Origin of the sequence: Rhodococcus sp. 3258, assembly GCF_031456475.1 — a bacterium.
Taxonomy (GTDB): domain Bacteria; phylum Actinomycetota; class Actinomycetes; order Mycobacteriales; family Mycobacteriaceae; genus Rhodococcoides; species Rhodococcoides fascians.
Genome location: NZ_JAVDUT010000001.1, coordinates 123,648 through 138,323, shown reverse-complemented (window position 1 = coordinate 138,323; position 14,676 = coordinate 123,648). Strand labels below are relative to the sequence as shown.

General features: G+C 64.8%; 18 protein-coding genes. 11 read left to right on the top strand and 7 right to left on the bottom strand.

Annotated elements, in window-relative coordinates; translation table 11 throughout:
- Positions 1–42 precede the first annotated feature (42 nt).
- The 3 genes from J2X62_RS00700 to J2X62_RS00690 are packed head-to-tail and all read right to left on the bottom strand — an operon-like array spanning position 43 to position 2,444.
- Complete coding sequence (locus J2X62_RS00700) at positions 43–996, bottom strand: diiron oxygenase (RefSeq protein WP_032365692.1); 954 nt, start codon at positions 994–996, stop codon at positions 43–45.
- 32 nt (positions 997–1,028) lie between these two features.
- Positions 1,029–1,937: a prephenate dehydrogenase dimerization domain-containing protein gene (locus tag J2X62_RS00695; RefSeq protein ID WP_032365638.1), complete on the bottom strand. Its 909-nt coding sequence runs from the start codon at positions 1,935–1,937 to the stop codon at positions 1,029–1,031.
- A gap of 12 nt (positions 1,938–1,949) precedes the next feature.
- On the bottom strand, positions 1,950–2,444 hold the full coding sequence (locus tag J2X62_RS00690) for a hotdog fold domain-containing protein (protein WP_032365637.1): 495 nt from the start codon (positions 2,442–2,444) through the stop codon (positions 1,950–1,952).
- A 488-nt stretch (positions 2,445–2,932) separates the two neighbouring features.
- Between J2X62_RS00690 and rpsJ the strand changes: the two genes are divergently transcribed.
- From rpsJ to rpsQ, 11 genes are read left to right on the top strand one after another with little or no spacing between them, the layout of a single operon-like run.
- Complete coding sequence (gene rpsJ, locus J2X62_RS00685) at positions 2,933–3,238, top strand: 30S ribosomal protein S10 (protein ID WP_003938093.1); 306 nt, start codon at positions 2,933–2,935, stop codon at positions 3,236–3,238.
- 14 nt (positions 3,239–3,252) lie between these two features.
- The gene (gene rplC, locus J2X62_RS00680) at positions 3,253–3,918 is read left to right on the top strand and encodes a 50S ribosomal protein L3 (RefSeq protein ID WP_027496309.1); all 666 of its coding nucleotides are present in this window, start codon (positions 3,253–3,255) and stop codon (positions 3,916–3,918) included.
- A complete protein-coding gene (rplD, locus tag J2X62_RS00675) occupies positions 3,915–4,592 on the top strand; it encodes a 50S ribosomal protein L4 (RefSeq protein ID WP_008718317.1) in 678 nt (225 codons plus the stop codon). The genes rplC and rplD overlap by 4 nt, the downstream gene beginning before the upstream one ends.
- Positions 4,589–4,894 carry a 50S ribosomal protein L23 gene (gene rplW, locus J2X62_RS00670; RefSeq protein WP_027496310.1) on the top strand — a complete coding sequence of 102 codons (306 nt, stop codon included), beginning with the start codon at positions 4,589–4,591 and terminating at the stop codon, positions 4,892–4,894. Before rplD ends, rplW begins: the two co-directional genes overlap by 4 nt.
- 39 nt (positions 4,895–4,933) lie before the next feature.
- The gene (gene rplB, locus J2X62_RS00665; RefSeq protein WP_008718311.1) at positions 4,934–5,770 is read left to right on the top strand and encodes a 50S ribosomal protein L2; all 837 of its coding nucleotides are present in this window, start codon (positions 4,934–4,936) and stop codon (positions 5,768–5,770) included.
- Between the two features lie 13 nt (positions 5,771–5,783).
- On the top strand, positions 5,784–6,065 hold the full coding sequence (rpsS, locus tag J2X62_RS00660) for a 30S ribosomal protein S19 (protein WP_008718309.1): 282 nt from the start codon (positions 5,784–5,786) through the stop codon (positions 6,063–6,065).
- Complete coding sequence (gene rplV, locus J2X62_RS00655) at positions 6,062–6,484, top strand: 50S ribosomal protein L22 (protein ID WP_027496311.1); 423 nt, start codon at positions 6,062–6,064, stop codon at positions 6,482–6,484. Before rpsS ends, rplV begins: the two co-directional genes overlap by 4 nt.
- Complete coding sequence (rpsC, locus tag J2X62_RS00650) at positions 6,484–7,293, top strand: 30S ribosomal protein S3 (RefSeq protein WP_027496312.1); 810 nt, start codon at positions 6,484–6,486, stop codon at positions 7,291–7,293. Before rplV ends, rpsC begins: the two co-directional genes overlap by 1 nt.
- A gap of 3 nt (positions 7,294–7,296) precedes the next feature.
- Entirely contained in the window at positions 7,297–7,713 is a 417-nt protein-coding gene (rplP, locus tag J2X62_RS00645) for a 50S ribosomal protein L16 (RefSeq protein ID WP_027496313.1), read from the top strand.
- The gene (gene rpmC / locus J2X62_RS00640; RefSeq protein ID WP_027496314.1) at positions 7,713–7,958 is read left to right on the top strand and encodes a 50S ribosomal protein L29; all 246 of its coding nucleotides are present in this window, start codon (positions 7,713–7,715) and stop codon (positions 7,956–7,958) included. Before rplP ends, rpmC begins: the two co-directional genes overlap by 1 nt.
- On the top strand, positions 7,955–8,233 hold the full coding sequence (gene rpsQ, locus J2X62_RS00635) for a 30S ribosomal protein S17 (RefSeq protein ID WP_027496315.1): 279 nt from the start codon (positions 7,955–7,957) through the stop codon (positions 8,231–8,233). The genes rpmC and rpsQ overlap by 4 nt, the downstream gene beginning before the upstream one ends.
- Positions 8,234–8,298: 65 nt before the next feature.
- Here rpsQ and J2X62_RS00630 read toward each other — a convergent pair whose 3' ends face one another.
- Genes J2X62_RS00630 through J2X62_RS00615 form a run of 4 tightly spaced genes read right to left on the bottom strand, consistent with a single transcriptional unit; the run spans position 8,299 to position 14,481 of the window.
- Positions 8,299–9,624 carry an AIM24 family protein gene (locus J2X62_RS00630; protein ID WP_222063487.1) on the bottom strand — a complete coding sequence of 442 codons (1,326 nt, stop codon included), beginning with the start codon at positions 9,622–9,624 and terminating at the stop codon, positions 8,299–8,301.
- A gap of 32 nt (positions 9,625–9,656) precedes the next feature.
- Complete coding sequence (locus J2X62_RS00625; RefSeq protein WP_094715858.1) at positions 9,657–12,776, bottom strand: helicase HerA domain-containing protein; 3,120 nt, start codon at positions 12,774–12,776, stop codon at positions 9,657–9,659.
- 17 nt (positions 12,777–12,793) lie between these two features.
- Positions 12,794–13,447 carry a hypothetical protein gene (locus J2X62_RS00620; protein ID WP_032365634.1) on the bottom strand — a complete coding sequence of 218 codons (654 nt, stop codon included), beginning with the start codon at positions 13,445–13,447 and terminating at the stop codon, positions 12,794–12,796.
- Positions 13,444–14,481 (bottom strand): endonuclease domain-containing protein, encoded by a 1,038-nt coding sequence (locus J2X62_RS00615; protein ID WP_032373893.1) that lies wholly within the window; start codon positions 14,479–14,481, stop codon positions 13,444–13,446. The genes J2X62_RS00620 and J2X62_RS00615 overlap by 4 nt, the downstream gene beginning before the upstream one ends.
- Positions 14,482–14,676 lie beyond the last annotated feature (195 nt).

Here is a 14,676-nt window from a genome sequence, read left to right as displayed (position 1 = left end):
GGGAAATGTTACCTGTGGATTGCAGTCGCAGATGTTCTGCCGTCAGCCCCAATCGATATCGATACTGTCCTCGACGTCCAGCTTTCGGCACAGGGATCGCAGTCCGCTGTAGTCCTGAACCAGCGCTCGACGGCTCCTGTCGGCCTCGACGTCGGCGATCATGGCCTCGGCTCCGCGGACACCTTCGAGTTCGAGAATGCGGGCCCACGTCGAGAAGTCGCTGCTCGAGAACGCATCCATGCCGTCGACGAGGCCGTCGAGAAACTTCTGTCGATCGTTGGATCCGAGCCTGTCGAAGACGATCGCCGCCATGTCGTCGGCAATCGATGCGTGGCAGTACTCGTCGCGATTGTGGAGTTTGACCGTCGCCCGATTGATCGGCTGAATGACGTCGTCGTCCTCGATCAGATCGAGGTACGACGTGATGGAGATCTCTGCGACCGTCATGAAGGCGAGCGAGCTGATCGCCGCAGACCAGGGGTCGTCGCTGGTCGCCTGAGCGGTCCGCTGGCGACGGACGGTGGAACTGAACGGCAGGGATCGTTCGGACAACGCCCAACCGCGACCGCGACGGGTCGCCGCACTGGCGTTGAGGTGCATCAGCGTGTGGTACTGCTCGTCCACCATGGCCTGAGTCACCGCGACGGCAAGGGTGTCGCCCATCCCGGTCTCGAACACATCCTGGGCGAGCAGCGAAAATCCCGGGTGAACGACGTGCTGCTCGACATCCATCACGTTCTTGTTGAACGCGATCCAGCCCCAGGCCCGCAGCCGATCCTGCTGTTCCGGTTCGGCACCGAGGAACGTGTCGTGTTCTCCGAACGGGATCAAGGCATCGGGAAAATCTCGCTTGGTCGTGTCGAACAAATCGTCCAACTGGGGTTCGGGCTTCTTGACGGTGGCACGCTGCGACCAGTTCTTCGCCAACCGCGCTACGACCGCGCTCTCGACGACATCGTGGGGGTCGTGCTCCGGCAAGGTCGGCTGTTCCAACATCGTGTGCCCCGCCTCCGCGTCCGGACCGGCGATCACGAATTGTCGCCGGAACCTCGAACGATACCGAACAACTCGGCACAGACGGATCGATAGCGATCGGCGGAGCTGCCGAGGGCGCTGCCTGCTCGGTTCATCAGTTCGGCGAACTCGGACTCCGAGCCGGATTCGACGGTCTCGCCGAGCAGTTGCGTCGCGCGGCGCAGCGCCGCCCGCGCCTCCGCGGCGTGTGGGTTACCTGCCTGAACGTCCCAGTACACCTCGGGCTCCCCACCGGTGATGCGTGCGAGGACGGAGAGCATCGTCGTGTGTGGGGGAGGAGCGACGGCGTCGATGTCGGCGAACGGCAGATCGAGCTCGGCCAGGGCGAGCCCGAACGCGAGAACACTGGCGTGGGTGAGCGCTTGGGTCGCCGCAGCGAGTCGGTCGTGACGCTCGGCGTCGAGGAGAACGGTCCGGCCACCCCAGTGCTGCAGTCTGTCGACGAACGCGTCGGCCGAGGTGCCGGGTCGGTGCACGACGACGGCAACGGGGCGTCCGTTCATGCCCAGGGACGGTGCGAACATCGGGTTTATGCCCAGCGTCGGGCCGAGGTGTCCGCCGCGGCCGGCGTACTGCGAGTAGCCGGACTTGACCGACAACGTCTCCACCAGCAGTGCGTCGGGGCGTACCGCGCTCAGATCGGCCGACAGTGCCACGGACTCGGGCACAGCGAGCACGATCGTCGACGCAGTCGACAATGCAGCTGTGACGCGGTGGTCGGGTGCGGTGATGTCGCCGACGAGCGTCGCGGCGTCGACCGATGTCGAAGCGGCTCGAGCGTCGACGACGGTGACCTGCACGCCGTCGCTGCGCAGGAGGTCGACCAGTAGCCGGCCGACGGCTCCGGAGCCCCCGACCACCACTACCGAGTTCTGCTGCTCCGACCGCGTCACCGTGTCCATCGGTCGAGTATGTCAACGAGAGGCTGCAGATACCCAGATCGTGATGTCGGCGTGCACCACCTCGACGCCCGCGGTGTCACGGATGGCAACCGGCACGACGATCTCGCATCCGTCGGTGACGGTCGCGAAATCGGGAATGGTCTCCAGTTCTGCCACCGCGCGCAGTGACGTGGTCGCCTTCGTCAGGTACTGGACGGTCATCGACTTGGGGATCCAGCGGTGCGACGTCGGAACGGTGGCCTCGGCGAGCATCCCCATCGCAACCTCGGCGAGGTTGCACGCGGCGATCGCGTGGAACGTGCCGAGGTGGTTGCGGATCCCCAGCCATTTCGGGGCCGTGACCTCGCAGCGCCCCGGTTCCAGCGCAACCACCCGCGGCAGCACGGACGCGAAGTAGGGCACACGTAGACACATGCCGATGGAGAACACGGTGGATCCGATAGTGTTGTTCGGGAGCTTCGACCAGGCTCGATACGTGGCCCCGGTGGTGGTTGCGACTGTGTTCATGGGCTTACCTTACTGCTGAGTAAGGTCGTGCGGAGCGTATGGATCGACCCCGAGTTGATCTGTCGCGCACACTGCGGCATACTGGTCGGGTTGCCTGGACACGGGACGCGCTTGCGTGCGGCCTGAACCAGGTGAGTCGATCGAGAGATCGGCTGAGCAGAACATGAGACCAGCGCTCCACGTGAGCGCGTCCGGACCACCAGCTCGAACGGTGTGGGTTTCCTCCCTCGGATGGTTGAAGCGAAAGTTTCAGCGCAGAAGAATGAGCGGAATCGCGACACGCCCGACCGCGTGGACCGGAGAACCATGACAGATGAAGAGCGGCAACGGATACAGGTCACGCCTGGTCGTCAACGTTTTTCACTGTCGTGTGTGCACGAAGGCAGTTCGAGTCGGAGGGATTCCCCCGGCTCGGGGACTGTGCAGACGAGGTGGAGCAGGCCGAACGGCCCGTTCTACGACCAAGCGGCAAGAAAAGGACACTAAGCGTGGCGGGACAAAAGATCCGCATCAGGCTCAAGGCCTACGACCATGAGGCGATCGACGCGTCAGCGCGCAAGATCGTCGAAACGGTCACCCGTACGGGTGCCCGCGTCGTCGGACCGGTGCCGTTGCCGACAGAGAAGAACGTGTACTGCGTCATCCGTTCGCCGCACAAGTACAAGGACTCGCGCGAACACTTCGAGATGCGTACTCACAAGCGGCTCATTGACATCCTCGACCCGACACCGAAGACGGTGGACGCGCTCATGCGCATCGACCTCCCGGCCAGTGTCGACGTCAACATCCAGTGAGCGCGGAGACAACGATGACTGATAACAAGAACCGGCCTGCGACAGGAATTCTGGGCACCAAGCTCGGAATGACCCAGGTCTTCGACGAGAACAACCGCGTCGTTCCGGTGACCGTGATCAAGGCAGGCCCCAACGTGGTCACCCAGATCCGCACCCAGGAACGTGACGGCTACAGCGCCGTCCAGGTCGCATTCGGTGCGATCGACCCGCGCAAGGTGAACAAGCCCACCACCGGCCAGTTCGAGAAGGCAGGTGTCACGCCGCGTCGCCACATCGTGGAGATTCGCGTTGCCGACGCCTCGCAGTTCGAGGTCGGCCAGGAGCTCACGGCTGCAGTGTTCGAGGACGGCGCATACGTCGACGTCACCGGCACCAGCAAGGGCAAGGGCTTCGCCGGAACCATGAAGCGTCACGGCTTCAAGGGACAGGGCGCGAGCCACGGTGCACAGGCTGTGCACCGTCGTCCCGGATCCATCGGTGGCTGTGCAACGCCGGGTCGCGTGTTCAAGGGAATGCGCATGTCCGGACGTATGGGTGGCGACCGCGTCACGACGCAGAACCTCTCGGTCCACAAGGTGGACAGCGAGAACGGTCTGCTGCTGATCAAGGGAGCGATCCCGGGCCGTCGCGGCAACGTCGTGATCGTCAAGTCTGCATTGAAGGGTGGTGCACGGGCATGACCAGCCTCGAGAAGAACACCGAGACCAAGCTGACGCTCGATGTCAAGGAAGCCGGCGGCAAGACCAACGGCACCGTCGATCTCCCCGCGGAGATCTTCGACGCACCGGCGAACATCGCGCTGCTGCACCAGGTCGTCATCGCACAGCTGGCAGCTGCTCGTCAGGGAACCCACTCCACGAAGACTCGTGGCGAGGTTCGCGGCGGCGGCAAGAAGCCGTACCGGCAGAAGGGCACCGGCCGCGCCCGTCAGGGCTCGACCCGCGCTCCTCAGTTCGTCGGCGGTGGCACGGTCCACGGACCGCAGCCGCGCGACTACAGCCAGCGGACCCCCAAGAAGATGAAGGCCGCCGCACTGCGCGGAGCCCTCTCCGATCGGGCCCGCAGCGAGCGCCTGCACGTCATCACCGAATTGGTTGCCGGACAGGTTCCGTCCACCAAGGGTGCGAAGACGTTCCTCGCCGAGATCTCGGACCGCAAGAAGGTCCTGCTCGTCGTCGGCCGCGAGGACATCGCAGCCTGGAAGAGCGTTCAGAACCTGGACGGCGTGCACCCCATTGCACCCGACCAGCTCAACACGTACGACGTGCTCAACGCCGATGATGTCGTTTTCAGCGTGGAAGCGCTGAACACCTTCATCGCTGGGCCTGCAAAGAACGAGGAGGCAAGCAAGTGACCACGATCGCCGATCCCCGCGACATCTTGCTGGCACCGGTCATCTCCGAGAAGTCCTACGGACTGATCGAAGAAGGCACGTACACGTTCCTGGTGCACCCGGACTCGAACAAGACGCAGATCAAGATTGCCGTCGAGAAGATCTTCGACGTCACCGTGACCAGCGTCAACACGATGAACCGTCAGGGCAAGCGTAAGCGGACCCGGTTCGGTTACGGCAAGCGCAAGGACACCAAGCGCGCGCTCGTAACGCTCTCCGCCGACAGCAAGCCCATCGAGATCTTCGGAGGTCCGGTCGCGTAAGCGACTGGGACTCTTCGGATATAGAGGACGAGAAGACTCATGGCAATCCGTAAATACAAGCCGACAACCCCGGGCCGTCGTGGCTCCAGCGTGTCCGACTTCGCTGAGATCACGCGTTCGACCCCCGAGAAGTCGCTGATCCGCCCGCTGCACGGTCGCGGTGGACGTAACGCACACGGTCGCATCACCACCCGGCACAAGGGTGGCGGTCACAAGCGTGCGTACCGTCTCATCGATTTCCGTCGCAACGACAAGGACGGCGTGCCGGCCAAGGTCGCTCACATCGAGTACGACCCCAACCGCACCGCGAACATCGCACTGCTGCACTTCGCAGACGGCGAGAAGCGCTACATCGTCGCACCCAAGGGCATCGCCCAGGGCTCGCCGATCGAGCAGGGTGCCAATGCCGACATCAAGCCCGGCAACAACCTGCCCCTGCGCAACATCCCGACGGGTACGACCATTCACGCGGTCGAGCTCCGTCCGGGTGGTGGCGCGAAGATGGCCCGCTCCGCCGGAGCGAGCATCCAGCTCCTCGGTAAGGAAGGCCCCTACGCCACGCTGCGTATGCCGTCCGGTGAAATCCGTCGCGTCGACGTGCGCTGCCGCGCAACCGTCGGCGAGGTCGGCAACGCCGAGCAGTCGAACATCAACTGGGGTAAGGCCGGCCGCATGCGCTGGAAGGGCAAGCGCCCGACCGTTCGTGGTGTCGTGATGAACCCGGTCGACCACCCGCACGGTGGCGGCGAGGGCAAGACCTCCGGTGGACGCCACCCGGTCAGCCCCTGGGGACAGCCTGAAGGCCGTACCCGCAAGAACAAGGCGAGCGACAAGCTCATCGTCCGTCGTCGTCGTACCGGCAAGAACAAGCGCTAGGAGGGAGTTCAGAATGCCACGCAGCCTGAAGAAAGGCCCGTTCGTAGACGATCACCTCCTCGCGAAGGTTGACGTCCAGAACGACAAGGGAACCAAGCAGGTCATCAAGACCTGGTCCCGTCGATCGACAATCCTCCCCGACTTCATCGGTCACACTTTCGCCGTCCACGACGGTCGCAAGCACGTACCGGTGTTCGTGTCCGACTCGATGGTCGGCCACAAGCTCGGAGAGTTCGCACCGACCCGCACGTTCAAGGGTCACATCAAGGACGACCGGAAGGCGAAGAGGCGATGACCAACTTCACCCCCACCGCCAATCCGACTGCCAAGGCCGTAGCGAAGCACGTTCGCGTCACGCCGATGAAGGCACGTCGCGTCGTGGATCTGGTTCGTGGGCGCTCCGTCGAGGACGCGCTCAACATCCTCAAGTTCGCGCCGCAGGCAGCGAGCGAGCCGGTCGCCAAGGTGATCGCGTCCGCAGCCGCCAACGCCGAGAACAACCTTGATCTCGATCCCAGCACGCTGATCGTCGCCACTGCATTCGTCGACGAGGGCACCACCCTCAAGCGATTCCAGCCGCGTGCTCAGGGCCGGGCATTCCGGATCCGCAAGCGCACCAGCCACATCACGGTGATCGTCGAAAGCCTGCCCAAGACCGGCGGAACGTCTCGTAACCGTCGTAAGGGCCAGGCGTCCAAGGAAGGGGCTCAGTAGTGGGTCAGAAAATCAACCCGCACGGCTTCCGCTTGGGTATCACCACTGACTGGAAGTCGCGTTGGTACGCAGACAAGCAGTACTCGGAGTACGTCAAGGAAGACGTCGAGATCCGCAAGCTCCTCGCCACCGGCATGGAGCGCGCGGGTATCGCCAAGGTCGAGATCGAGCGCACTCGTGACCGTGTTCGCGTGGACATCCACACGGCACGTCCGGGCATCGTCATCGGTCGCCGTGGCGCCGAGGCCGACCGCATCCGCGGAGCTCTCGAGAAGCTGACCGGCAAGCAGGTTCAGCTCAACATCCTCGAGGTCAAGAACGCCGAGTCCGAGGCTCAGCTCGTGGCGCAGGGTGTTGCCGAGCAGCTCAGCAACCGCGTCGCATTCCGTCGCGCAATGCGTAAGGCCATCCAGTCGGCCATGCGTCAGCCGAACGTCAAGGGCATTCGTGTTCAGTGCTCCGGCCGTCTCGGTGGCGCTGAAATGTCTCGCTCGGAGTTCTACCGCGAGGGACGCGTTCCCCTGCACACGCTCCGTGCCGACATCGACTACGGGCTGTACGAGGCCAAGACCACCTTCGGCCGCATCGGCGTCAAGGTCTGGATCTACAAGGGCGACATCGTCGGCGGACGGCGTGAACTCGCTGCCGCTGCGGCTCCGGCCGCCGGTGCAGACCGTCCCCGTCGTGAGCGTCCCACTCGTCCGCGTCGCAGCGGTGCCTCGGGCACCACGGCGACCAGCACCGAGGCCGGCCGCGCGGCATCCGCAACCGAGGCTCCGGCCTCGACCGAGCCCACTCAGGAGGGCTGACGCATGTTGATCCCCCGCCGGGTCAAGCACCGCAAGCAGCACCACCCGAAGCGTTCGGGTGCCGCCAAGGGCGGAACTCAGGTGACATTCGGTGACTACGGCATTCAGGCTCTCGAGCCCGCCTACATCACCAACCGTCAGATCGAGTCCGCTCGTATCGCGATCACTCGCCACATCAAGCGTGGCGGCAAGGTCTGGATCAACATCTTCCCGGACCGCCCGCTCACCAAGAAGCCTGCCGAGACCCGCATGGGTTCCGGTAAGGGTTCGCCCGAGTGGTGGATCGCGAACGTCAAGCCGGGTCGCGTGCTCTTCGAGCTGTCGTACCCCGACGAGACCATTGCGCGTGAGGCACTGACTCGCGCCATCCACAAGCTGCCCATCAAGGCACGCATCATCACCAGGGAGGAGCAGTTCTGATGGCTACCGGAACCCCAGCCGCAGAGCTCCGCGAGCTCACCGGTGAAGAGCTGGTCACCAAGCTGCGTGAGTCGAAGGAAGAGCTGTTCAACCTTCGTTTCCAGATGGCTACCGGCCAGTTGGACAACAACCGTCGACTGCGCACCGTCCGTCACGAGATCGCGCGCATCTACACCGTCCTGCGCGAGCGTGAGCTCGGCTTGGCATCTGGTCCTTCCGAGGACACTGCAGGTGACGCGGCATGAGCGAGGAAAAGACTGTGACTGAAGAGCGCAACAACCGCAAGACTCGGATCGGCTACGTCGTATCCGACAAGATGGAGAAGACGATCGTCGTCGAGCTCGAGGACAGGGTCAAGCACCCCCTCTACAGCAAGATCATTCGTCGCACCACCAAGGTCAAGGCACATGACGAGAAGGGCGACGCCGGCGTAGGCGATCGCGTTCAGCTCATGGAGACCCGTCCGCTGTCCGCCACGAAGCACTGGCGACTGGTCGAGGTTCTCGAAAAGGCCAAGTAGGACCTGCACAAAAATGCCCGCTCCCTTCCCGGGGGCGGGCATTTGTGCTTTCCGAAGCATGCGGCTTACCTGCCCAGCAAGCCGCCCAGCGCTCCGCCGACGCCTGCTTGCTCGCCGCCACCGGTGCCGCCGACCAGTCCACCCGGCGGCTGTTCCGACGGCTGCACCACCACGAACCCTTGGCCGGCGAATTCCAGCGTGAACCTCTCTCCGGTCGAGCGGCCGATCAACGTTCCGAGCCCGAACGAGTCGTTCTTCTTCACTCTCGTCTGCAGAGACGACGACCACGCAACTGCTGCCTGCGGGTCGGCGAACGTCGGTTGGTCGACGTTCAGGACGACCGGCACTCCGTCGGTGGTGATGGCGATACGGCCCCGACCGGTGAACACACAGTTGAAGAACCCCGCGTTTCCACCCGCAGCGGCACCCTGGACTCGCTTGATGTCGTAACTCAGCGAGGAGTCGAACGCGAGAACGTTGGCCCCGTTGATGGTGAGCCCGTCCGTGCCGTCGAGATCGATCAGATGAACGTCCTGTGCGGCGTTGGCGAGGAACAGGTCGCCCTGGCCCGTGACCTTCATCAGGGGGACGCCTTCGCCGGACAGGGCTTGTTTGAGGGCTCGACCTATACCCCCGGAGCCCTTGGCCTCGAACTGCAGATTGCCCTGGTACGCGACCATCGAGCCGGCCCGAGCCATGATCTCGCCGTTCATGCCGACCCGGCACATCTTGCTGCCCTGTTTCTGAATCCCCGATCCGGGAACTTCGGCGTGGGCGGGCGCGAACAGTTCACTTCTCATGGCCAGGACTCCTTGTGGGACAGGTGAATTCACGATCGCTTCGCTTCGGTGCGAGGGCGGTGCCGTCGGTGCCTCGGGTGTGGGCGGATCGTCGTCCTCGACGCTGATACCGAACGCGGTGGCCAGGCCCGCCAACCCATCGGCGTACCCCTGGCCCACCGCCCGAATTTTCCATTGCTGGTTGCGGCGATAGAACTCCAGGATGACGAGAGCACTCTCGTCGCCGAGTGCGTCGGCGGTGAATCCGACGATCGCACCGCCCGACGCGTCGGAGACGGTCACCGATGTCGGGCCGGCGGCAGCGAACGTCGCCGGACCGGTACCGTCCAGCGATGCCGCGATGGCAACGGTCTCGATATCGGCTGGAATCGCGGAGGGATCGATCAGGACGAGATGGCCGGACGGTCCGCGCTGGTACTCGAGGCCCGCGCCCTCGGGTTGGTTGTAGAACACCAGATCCGCGTCCGAACGCACCCGTCCGTCCGGCCCCAACAGCAGCGCGGAGACGTCGACCGACGTCGAGGCGGCAAGTGTCACCGTCAGCCGGCCGGTCGGAGCGGGGCAGTTCTCCCCGCGAGCGAGGTTTTTCATCGGATCCAGTGTGCCAGTGTCGACGCGTGCTGTCAGGAACGCGCGAGTTCGATGACTTCTTCCTCGGTCGGCGGGCTCTTCGGGTGGTAGGACAGGCACAGGGGAGTGGCGGTTCGCCGGAACTCTGCGCCCTCGACGGCAGCGTAGAACTGCCCCGCGGGCAAACGGCCGACATCGGGTACCGAGCCGCCTTTGACGCGGGCCATCTCCTTGGCCGCCTCGACCTGGGACGGGCTGTTGAGCAGTCCGTAGAACTGCGTCGACGCGTTTCCGGCGATGCGGTTGTGCAACCCCTTCGGTGCCTGCGTGGCGAACACGAGACCGAGACCGTACTTGCGCGCCTGCGACGCCAGCGCAAGTGTGCTGTGTGTCGCCGCGGTCGTGCGATCGGAGGGGGCGAAATTCTGCGCCTCGTCCATCACGAACAGTCCGCCGAGCGGCCGGTCACCCGCCGGGTTCTTCTTGATCCAGGAGAACAGGCCCATCTGCAGCTGATTGACGAAGCTCTGCTTCTGCTCGTCGGTGGTCAGGCCCGCAAGATTGATCACCGATACCCGGGCCTTCTTTCCGTCGGCCGGAGTCAACAGCACTGCCGGGTCGACCGGGGTGCCCGCCCCTGCGAACATGGGGTCGTTGGCCACGGCAGCCTTCAGATTTTCGGCCAGTCCCTGCGCGATCCGTACGGCATCGCGCAGGTCGCTGGTGTCCTCGGGCAATTCTTCGAGCAGGTCGATGAAGTCCGCCAGCGTGCCGCCCTGTGGGCGTCGACCGAAGAGATCGAGCGCCGACTTCAGCACTGCGCGGCCGTGTTTCGCCTTCTGGGAAGTACCCAGGACGCCGGCGGCGGGCTCGAGCGACGCCAATGCGGATTCGACGGAGGAATCGAACTCGTCGGCATCACCGAGAACGCTGACGAAATCGGGCAGTGGCTGAAAGCTCAGCGGTCGGCCCGCCGACTTGCGGGGCGTCCACACCACGACGTCGGTGTCGCGTAGATACGCCGCCGCTTTGGCCTCGTCGCCCGGCGGCCACGTCCGTTCGTCCTCGGGCCACGCGGTGCCGAGGCGAGCCAGGTCGTTGTTGACGTCCAACACGATCGCCGAAACACCTTGCAGCGCACATTCTTCCACCAGTCGGCGAATCAGTACCGTCTTCCCTGATCCGGAACCCGCGAAGATCGCTGTGTGCTTACGGAGCGCCTCGAGTTGGATTGCGACGTCCGCACCGGTGCTCACTTCCGACCCGGCGACGATCGACGGCCGGCGGCTCGCAATCGGTTCGGCCGCGACGGTGTTCTCGGGTTCGATCAGTGCGGTGTCGTCGTCGACGACGCTGACTGCAGGCAACACGGAGGAGAACAGTTCGACCTCGTGTGCGGGCTTGCGCGCGAGCAACCACGACGTGAGAGCGGGGGAGTTCTCGGCCAGCAGGACCGACAGAGCCGCCAAGGCCCTGCGGTCCTCGTCGCCGAACGGCACGACGATGCCGCCTGCACGTCGCAGAGCGGCGACGGTCTGCTCGGTCTTCGCGCCATTGGGCCACGGGTCGTTTCTGATGAGGATCAGTCGCCGTTTCGGCATGTCTGCCCTGAGGCCGGCCGTGGTCACTGCACGCTCCACACGGGCCAACGCGGCCCTGGCGTTGCCGGAGGTGACCGCGCGGAAGCACCAGTGCTCCTCGTCGTCCGTATCGGTGTCGACGGTATGTCGCAGCCTGGCATGCAGGGCAGGCTTGCCGCTCGGAGGTGGGTCCTGGGCAAGGCTGTCGTCCGAGGACTGATGCTCGTGGATCCACGCGGTCAGGCCCGCAGACAGGAGTGCGGGGACGATCGAGTCCTCACTGTCGGGCTTCAGCGGAATGGAGACGTCGACCTGTTTGCGCAGTTCTGCGTAGCGATCGTCGAGTATGTCGAGTTCGTCGACCCGTGCTTTGGGGAGGTCCTGCGCATCCGCGGGCCCGGACTTGTCCGTGAAACTCTCCAACTCTGACGCGACGCCGGTGTCGAGGCAGTGCCTGATGTGACGGTCGACCGCGATCAGCAGCTGCCGCGGAGTGAAGTCCGGGGCCTGCTCGAATGCGTCGGGTGCCACCGGCCACGTCGGATGCGGCGGGGTGAAGCCTGCCTCGAGAAAGCACGCCGCCAGACGTCGTCCCAGTAACAGGCGTCCGATGTCGGACGACGGAATCGGCTTGAGAGGCTGCGTCACTCGGAAGCGGTCGCGCATCGGTGCCACGCCGCGGGCGGCGATCAACTCCCACGCGCTCGACAGAGCCGAGAGTACCGACGCGGTGCGAGGAAGCGTTTCGCGCAGCGACATCAGACCGTGCGCCAGTTGCTCGACGACCTTGTCTTCCTGTGCGTCGGCGAACTCCTGATCCGATCCCGTTCGGGATTGCGCGACCAACGTGTCGATCTGGTCTATCGCGAGAATTGTCGGACCGGTGATGGCCAGCAGTCGTGAGATGTTCTCGGCAATGCCTTGGTGACCGAGCTCGGCCCGGCGGATTCCCCAGGGCGAGAATTCTTCGGCATCGACGTCGTCGATCGACTGCAGGTATGCGTCACCGAGATCCTGGACGGCCGAATCGGGGGCGATGGACAGCACCAAGGCGCGCAGAGTGTGCTGCGAGGTGCGCCGATGTCGGGGGTGAACCTTGTATACGGCGGTGACGAAGTCGTTCAGCGTCTCGGCGTCGATCATGTTCTCGCCCATGATCTTTGCGCGTTGTTCGTCGGGAATGTCACCGATCGTGCACAAGCGACGCAGCAGAAGTGCGAGTTGGCTGTCGGATCCTTGGCCGGAGGGCCGCATCAGGTCGTCGAGCATCCCCATGAGAGTCGACCGCCAGAAGCCCGCGGCGTCGAGCAGCCTGATCAGGAAGAAGTACCCGCCCTTCTGCTGCACCTCTTCGCGCACCTGCCCCAGCAGATGCGTCTTGCCGGATCCGGCCGGCCCGCGTACGACGACTCCGAGCGGACTGGCGTCATCCGACGTCTCTGCGTCGTCGTAGGCGTTCATCACCTCGAGGAACACCCGCTCGTGCATGCCGGGAACGTGCACGTTGGACTGCGAACGCCACACGTCGTCGGGGGTCGGGGCCCAGCTCAGCCGTACCGATTCCAGAGCCCGGATCTGCTCGTTGTCCGTCATCGTGGAGTTCACGCCCATCATGATTCGATCGAGAGAAGGTGGTTCTGCTGATTACCGACGACGACGGCCGCAGCGCGTTCCTCGTCGGTCAGCGTCTTCTGGTTTTCCTCGGGTATCAGCGAGACGTCCGCGGCGCGGCGCAGCCGTGCGAGTGCATCGTCGAGATCGGCACGAGGTATGTCTCGCAACTCGTTTCGCAAGCGAGACAGCCGAACGGTGCTACCGGGTTCACGTGCGAGCGACGCGTACGCGGTGCGAATCGAGGCCTCGATGTCGACGGTCTTGTCGGCCTTCTCGGAGCTGTCGAGGGGGGCGGTCTCGTCCCCGCGGGGCGAGAACACATCGGCCGGACGGCTGTCGGTGCGATCCAGCCAGCGACGTAGCCCTGCCAACACGGTGAACATGGCCTTGCCTGCGCCTGTCGACCGAGCCGGTGGTTCACCGCCCATGAGCTCACCGCAGGTGCGCCACCCTTTGTCGGTCAGCTCCAGGGTCATCGGGCGCACCGAAGAATCGACCTCGATCAATCCCGCATTCTTCAGTTTGTCGCGGGAAGCCTTCGGTAGTTCGGGGCCGAGTCCCTTGAGGACGCTGTTCTTCACCGGACTCGCTTCGGCCATCAGAACGAGCAGTACTGCTGCTTCGGTGCCGTTCAGGTCTTCGGTACTCATCGAGGATCCCCCTTCGATCGTCTTCTCGATACTGCCTCGCGGATGGTAGCCACAGCGCGGTGCGGGTCGTCGATCACCTGAGCGTTGGTGAACCGCAACACCATGTACCCGTGTGTCTGCAGCTGGTTGTCGCGCACGCGGTCCTCGGCGAAGCGCTGGGCGGCACGGTGCTCGTCGCCGTCGATTTCCACGATCACTCTCTCGGTGCGCCACAGTACGTCGACTGTGAACGGACGGCTGAGTTCGCCGAGCCGAATCGAGCGATTGTGCTCTCGACCGGTGGCCCATTCGTGCTGGTCCAGCGCTCTGTACAGGCGCTTCTCCGGATCGCTCGCCGGGTGTGGGTGTCCGGCGATCGGCGGATAGCTCAAAGGCCGGAAGCGATCGAGGACAGTGCTGACGCCGGCAGGCACTTCGGGTGCGCGCACCGATACGGACGGGAATCTGTCCATCCTCGACGACCCACCGCCGGTGAGCCACACGCTCGCCCGTGCGTGAGCACACAGCCATTCCGCTGCGGTCGACACGAAGTCGGCGTCCACGGCGTCGGGTACGACCAGCACGAGAGCGACAACGTCGCGGCCGTGAGCTGCCGCGAGAGCTCGCGCCGAACCTGTCGCGCGGGTCTCGACGGTGAACACCGCTCGGCGTATCGGCCGCCCCGAGGAGGCCGACTCGGCCAGAGCCGCTATGTAGGGGCCGAAGTGTGCCGAGTCGGCAGCCAGGCGAACGGCGGACGTGCGAGCGGCACGCCGCTCCAACGTGGAGGTCCCTGCGTTGTGCTCGAACTCGGGGAGCCACAGCGCGGTCGAGTCGACCGCTGCGGTCTCCAGCGACGTGACCACCATCTCGACCAGGTCTGCCGAACGATGAGATGCCGACTCGTCGACAGTGAAGAAGACGATCGCAGGTGCATCGGCGGGGAGCGGGTTCGCGGATTCGGCGAGCTCGCGTTCGGACGCCCCGCGAAGTCGAGTCACTCGATCTGCGGGAAGACTCGACCACCAGCCTGCGGTCTCACCGTTCCCGGTCACAGCTGCTCCCCGCCCACCCCTGTTGCCCCATCTCCGAACCGTACCGACAAGGTCCGACACGTAGGGGCGAGCACGTCTCCGTGACGGCGATTTGGCTCTGGCATCGGCGTTCCCCTACACTTGACCGGTTGCCTGTGGCAGCGGTGTGTCTTCGTGCGCCCGCTCTCGGCAGCCGACCGCGCGTGTCGGGACGGA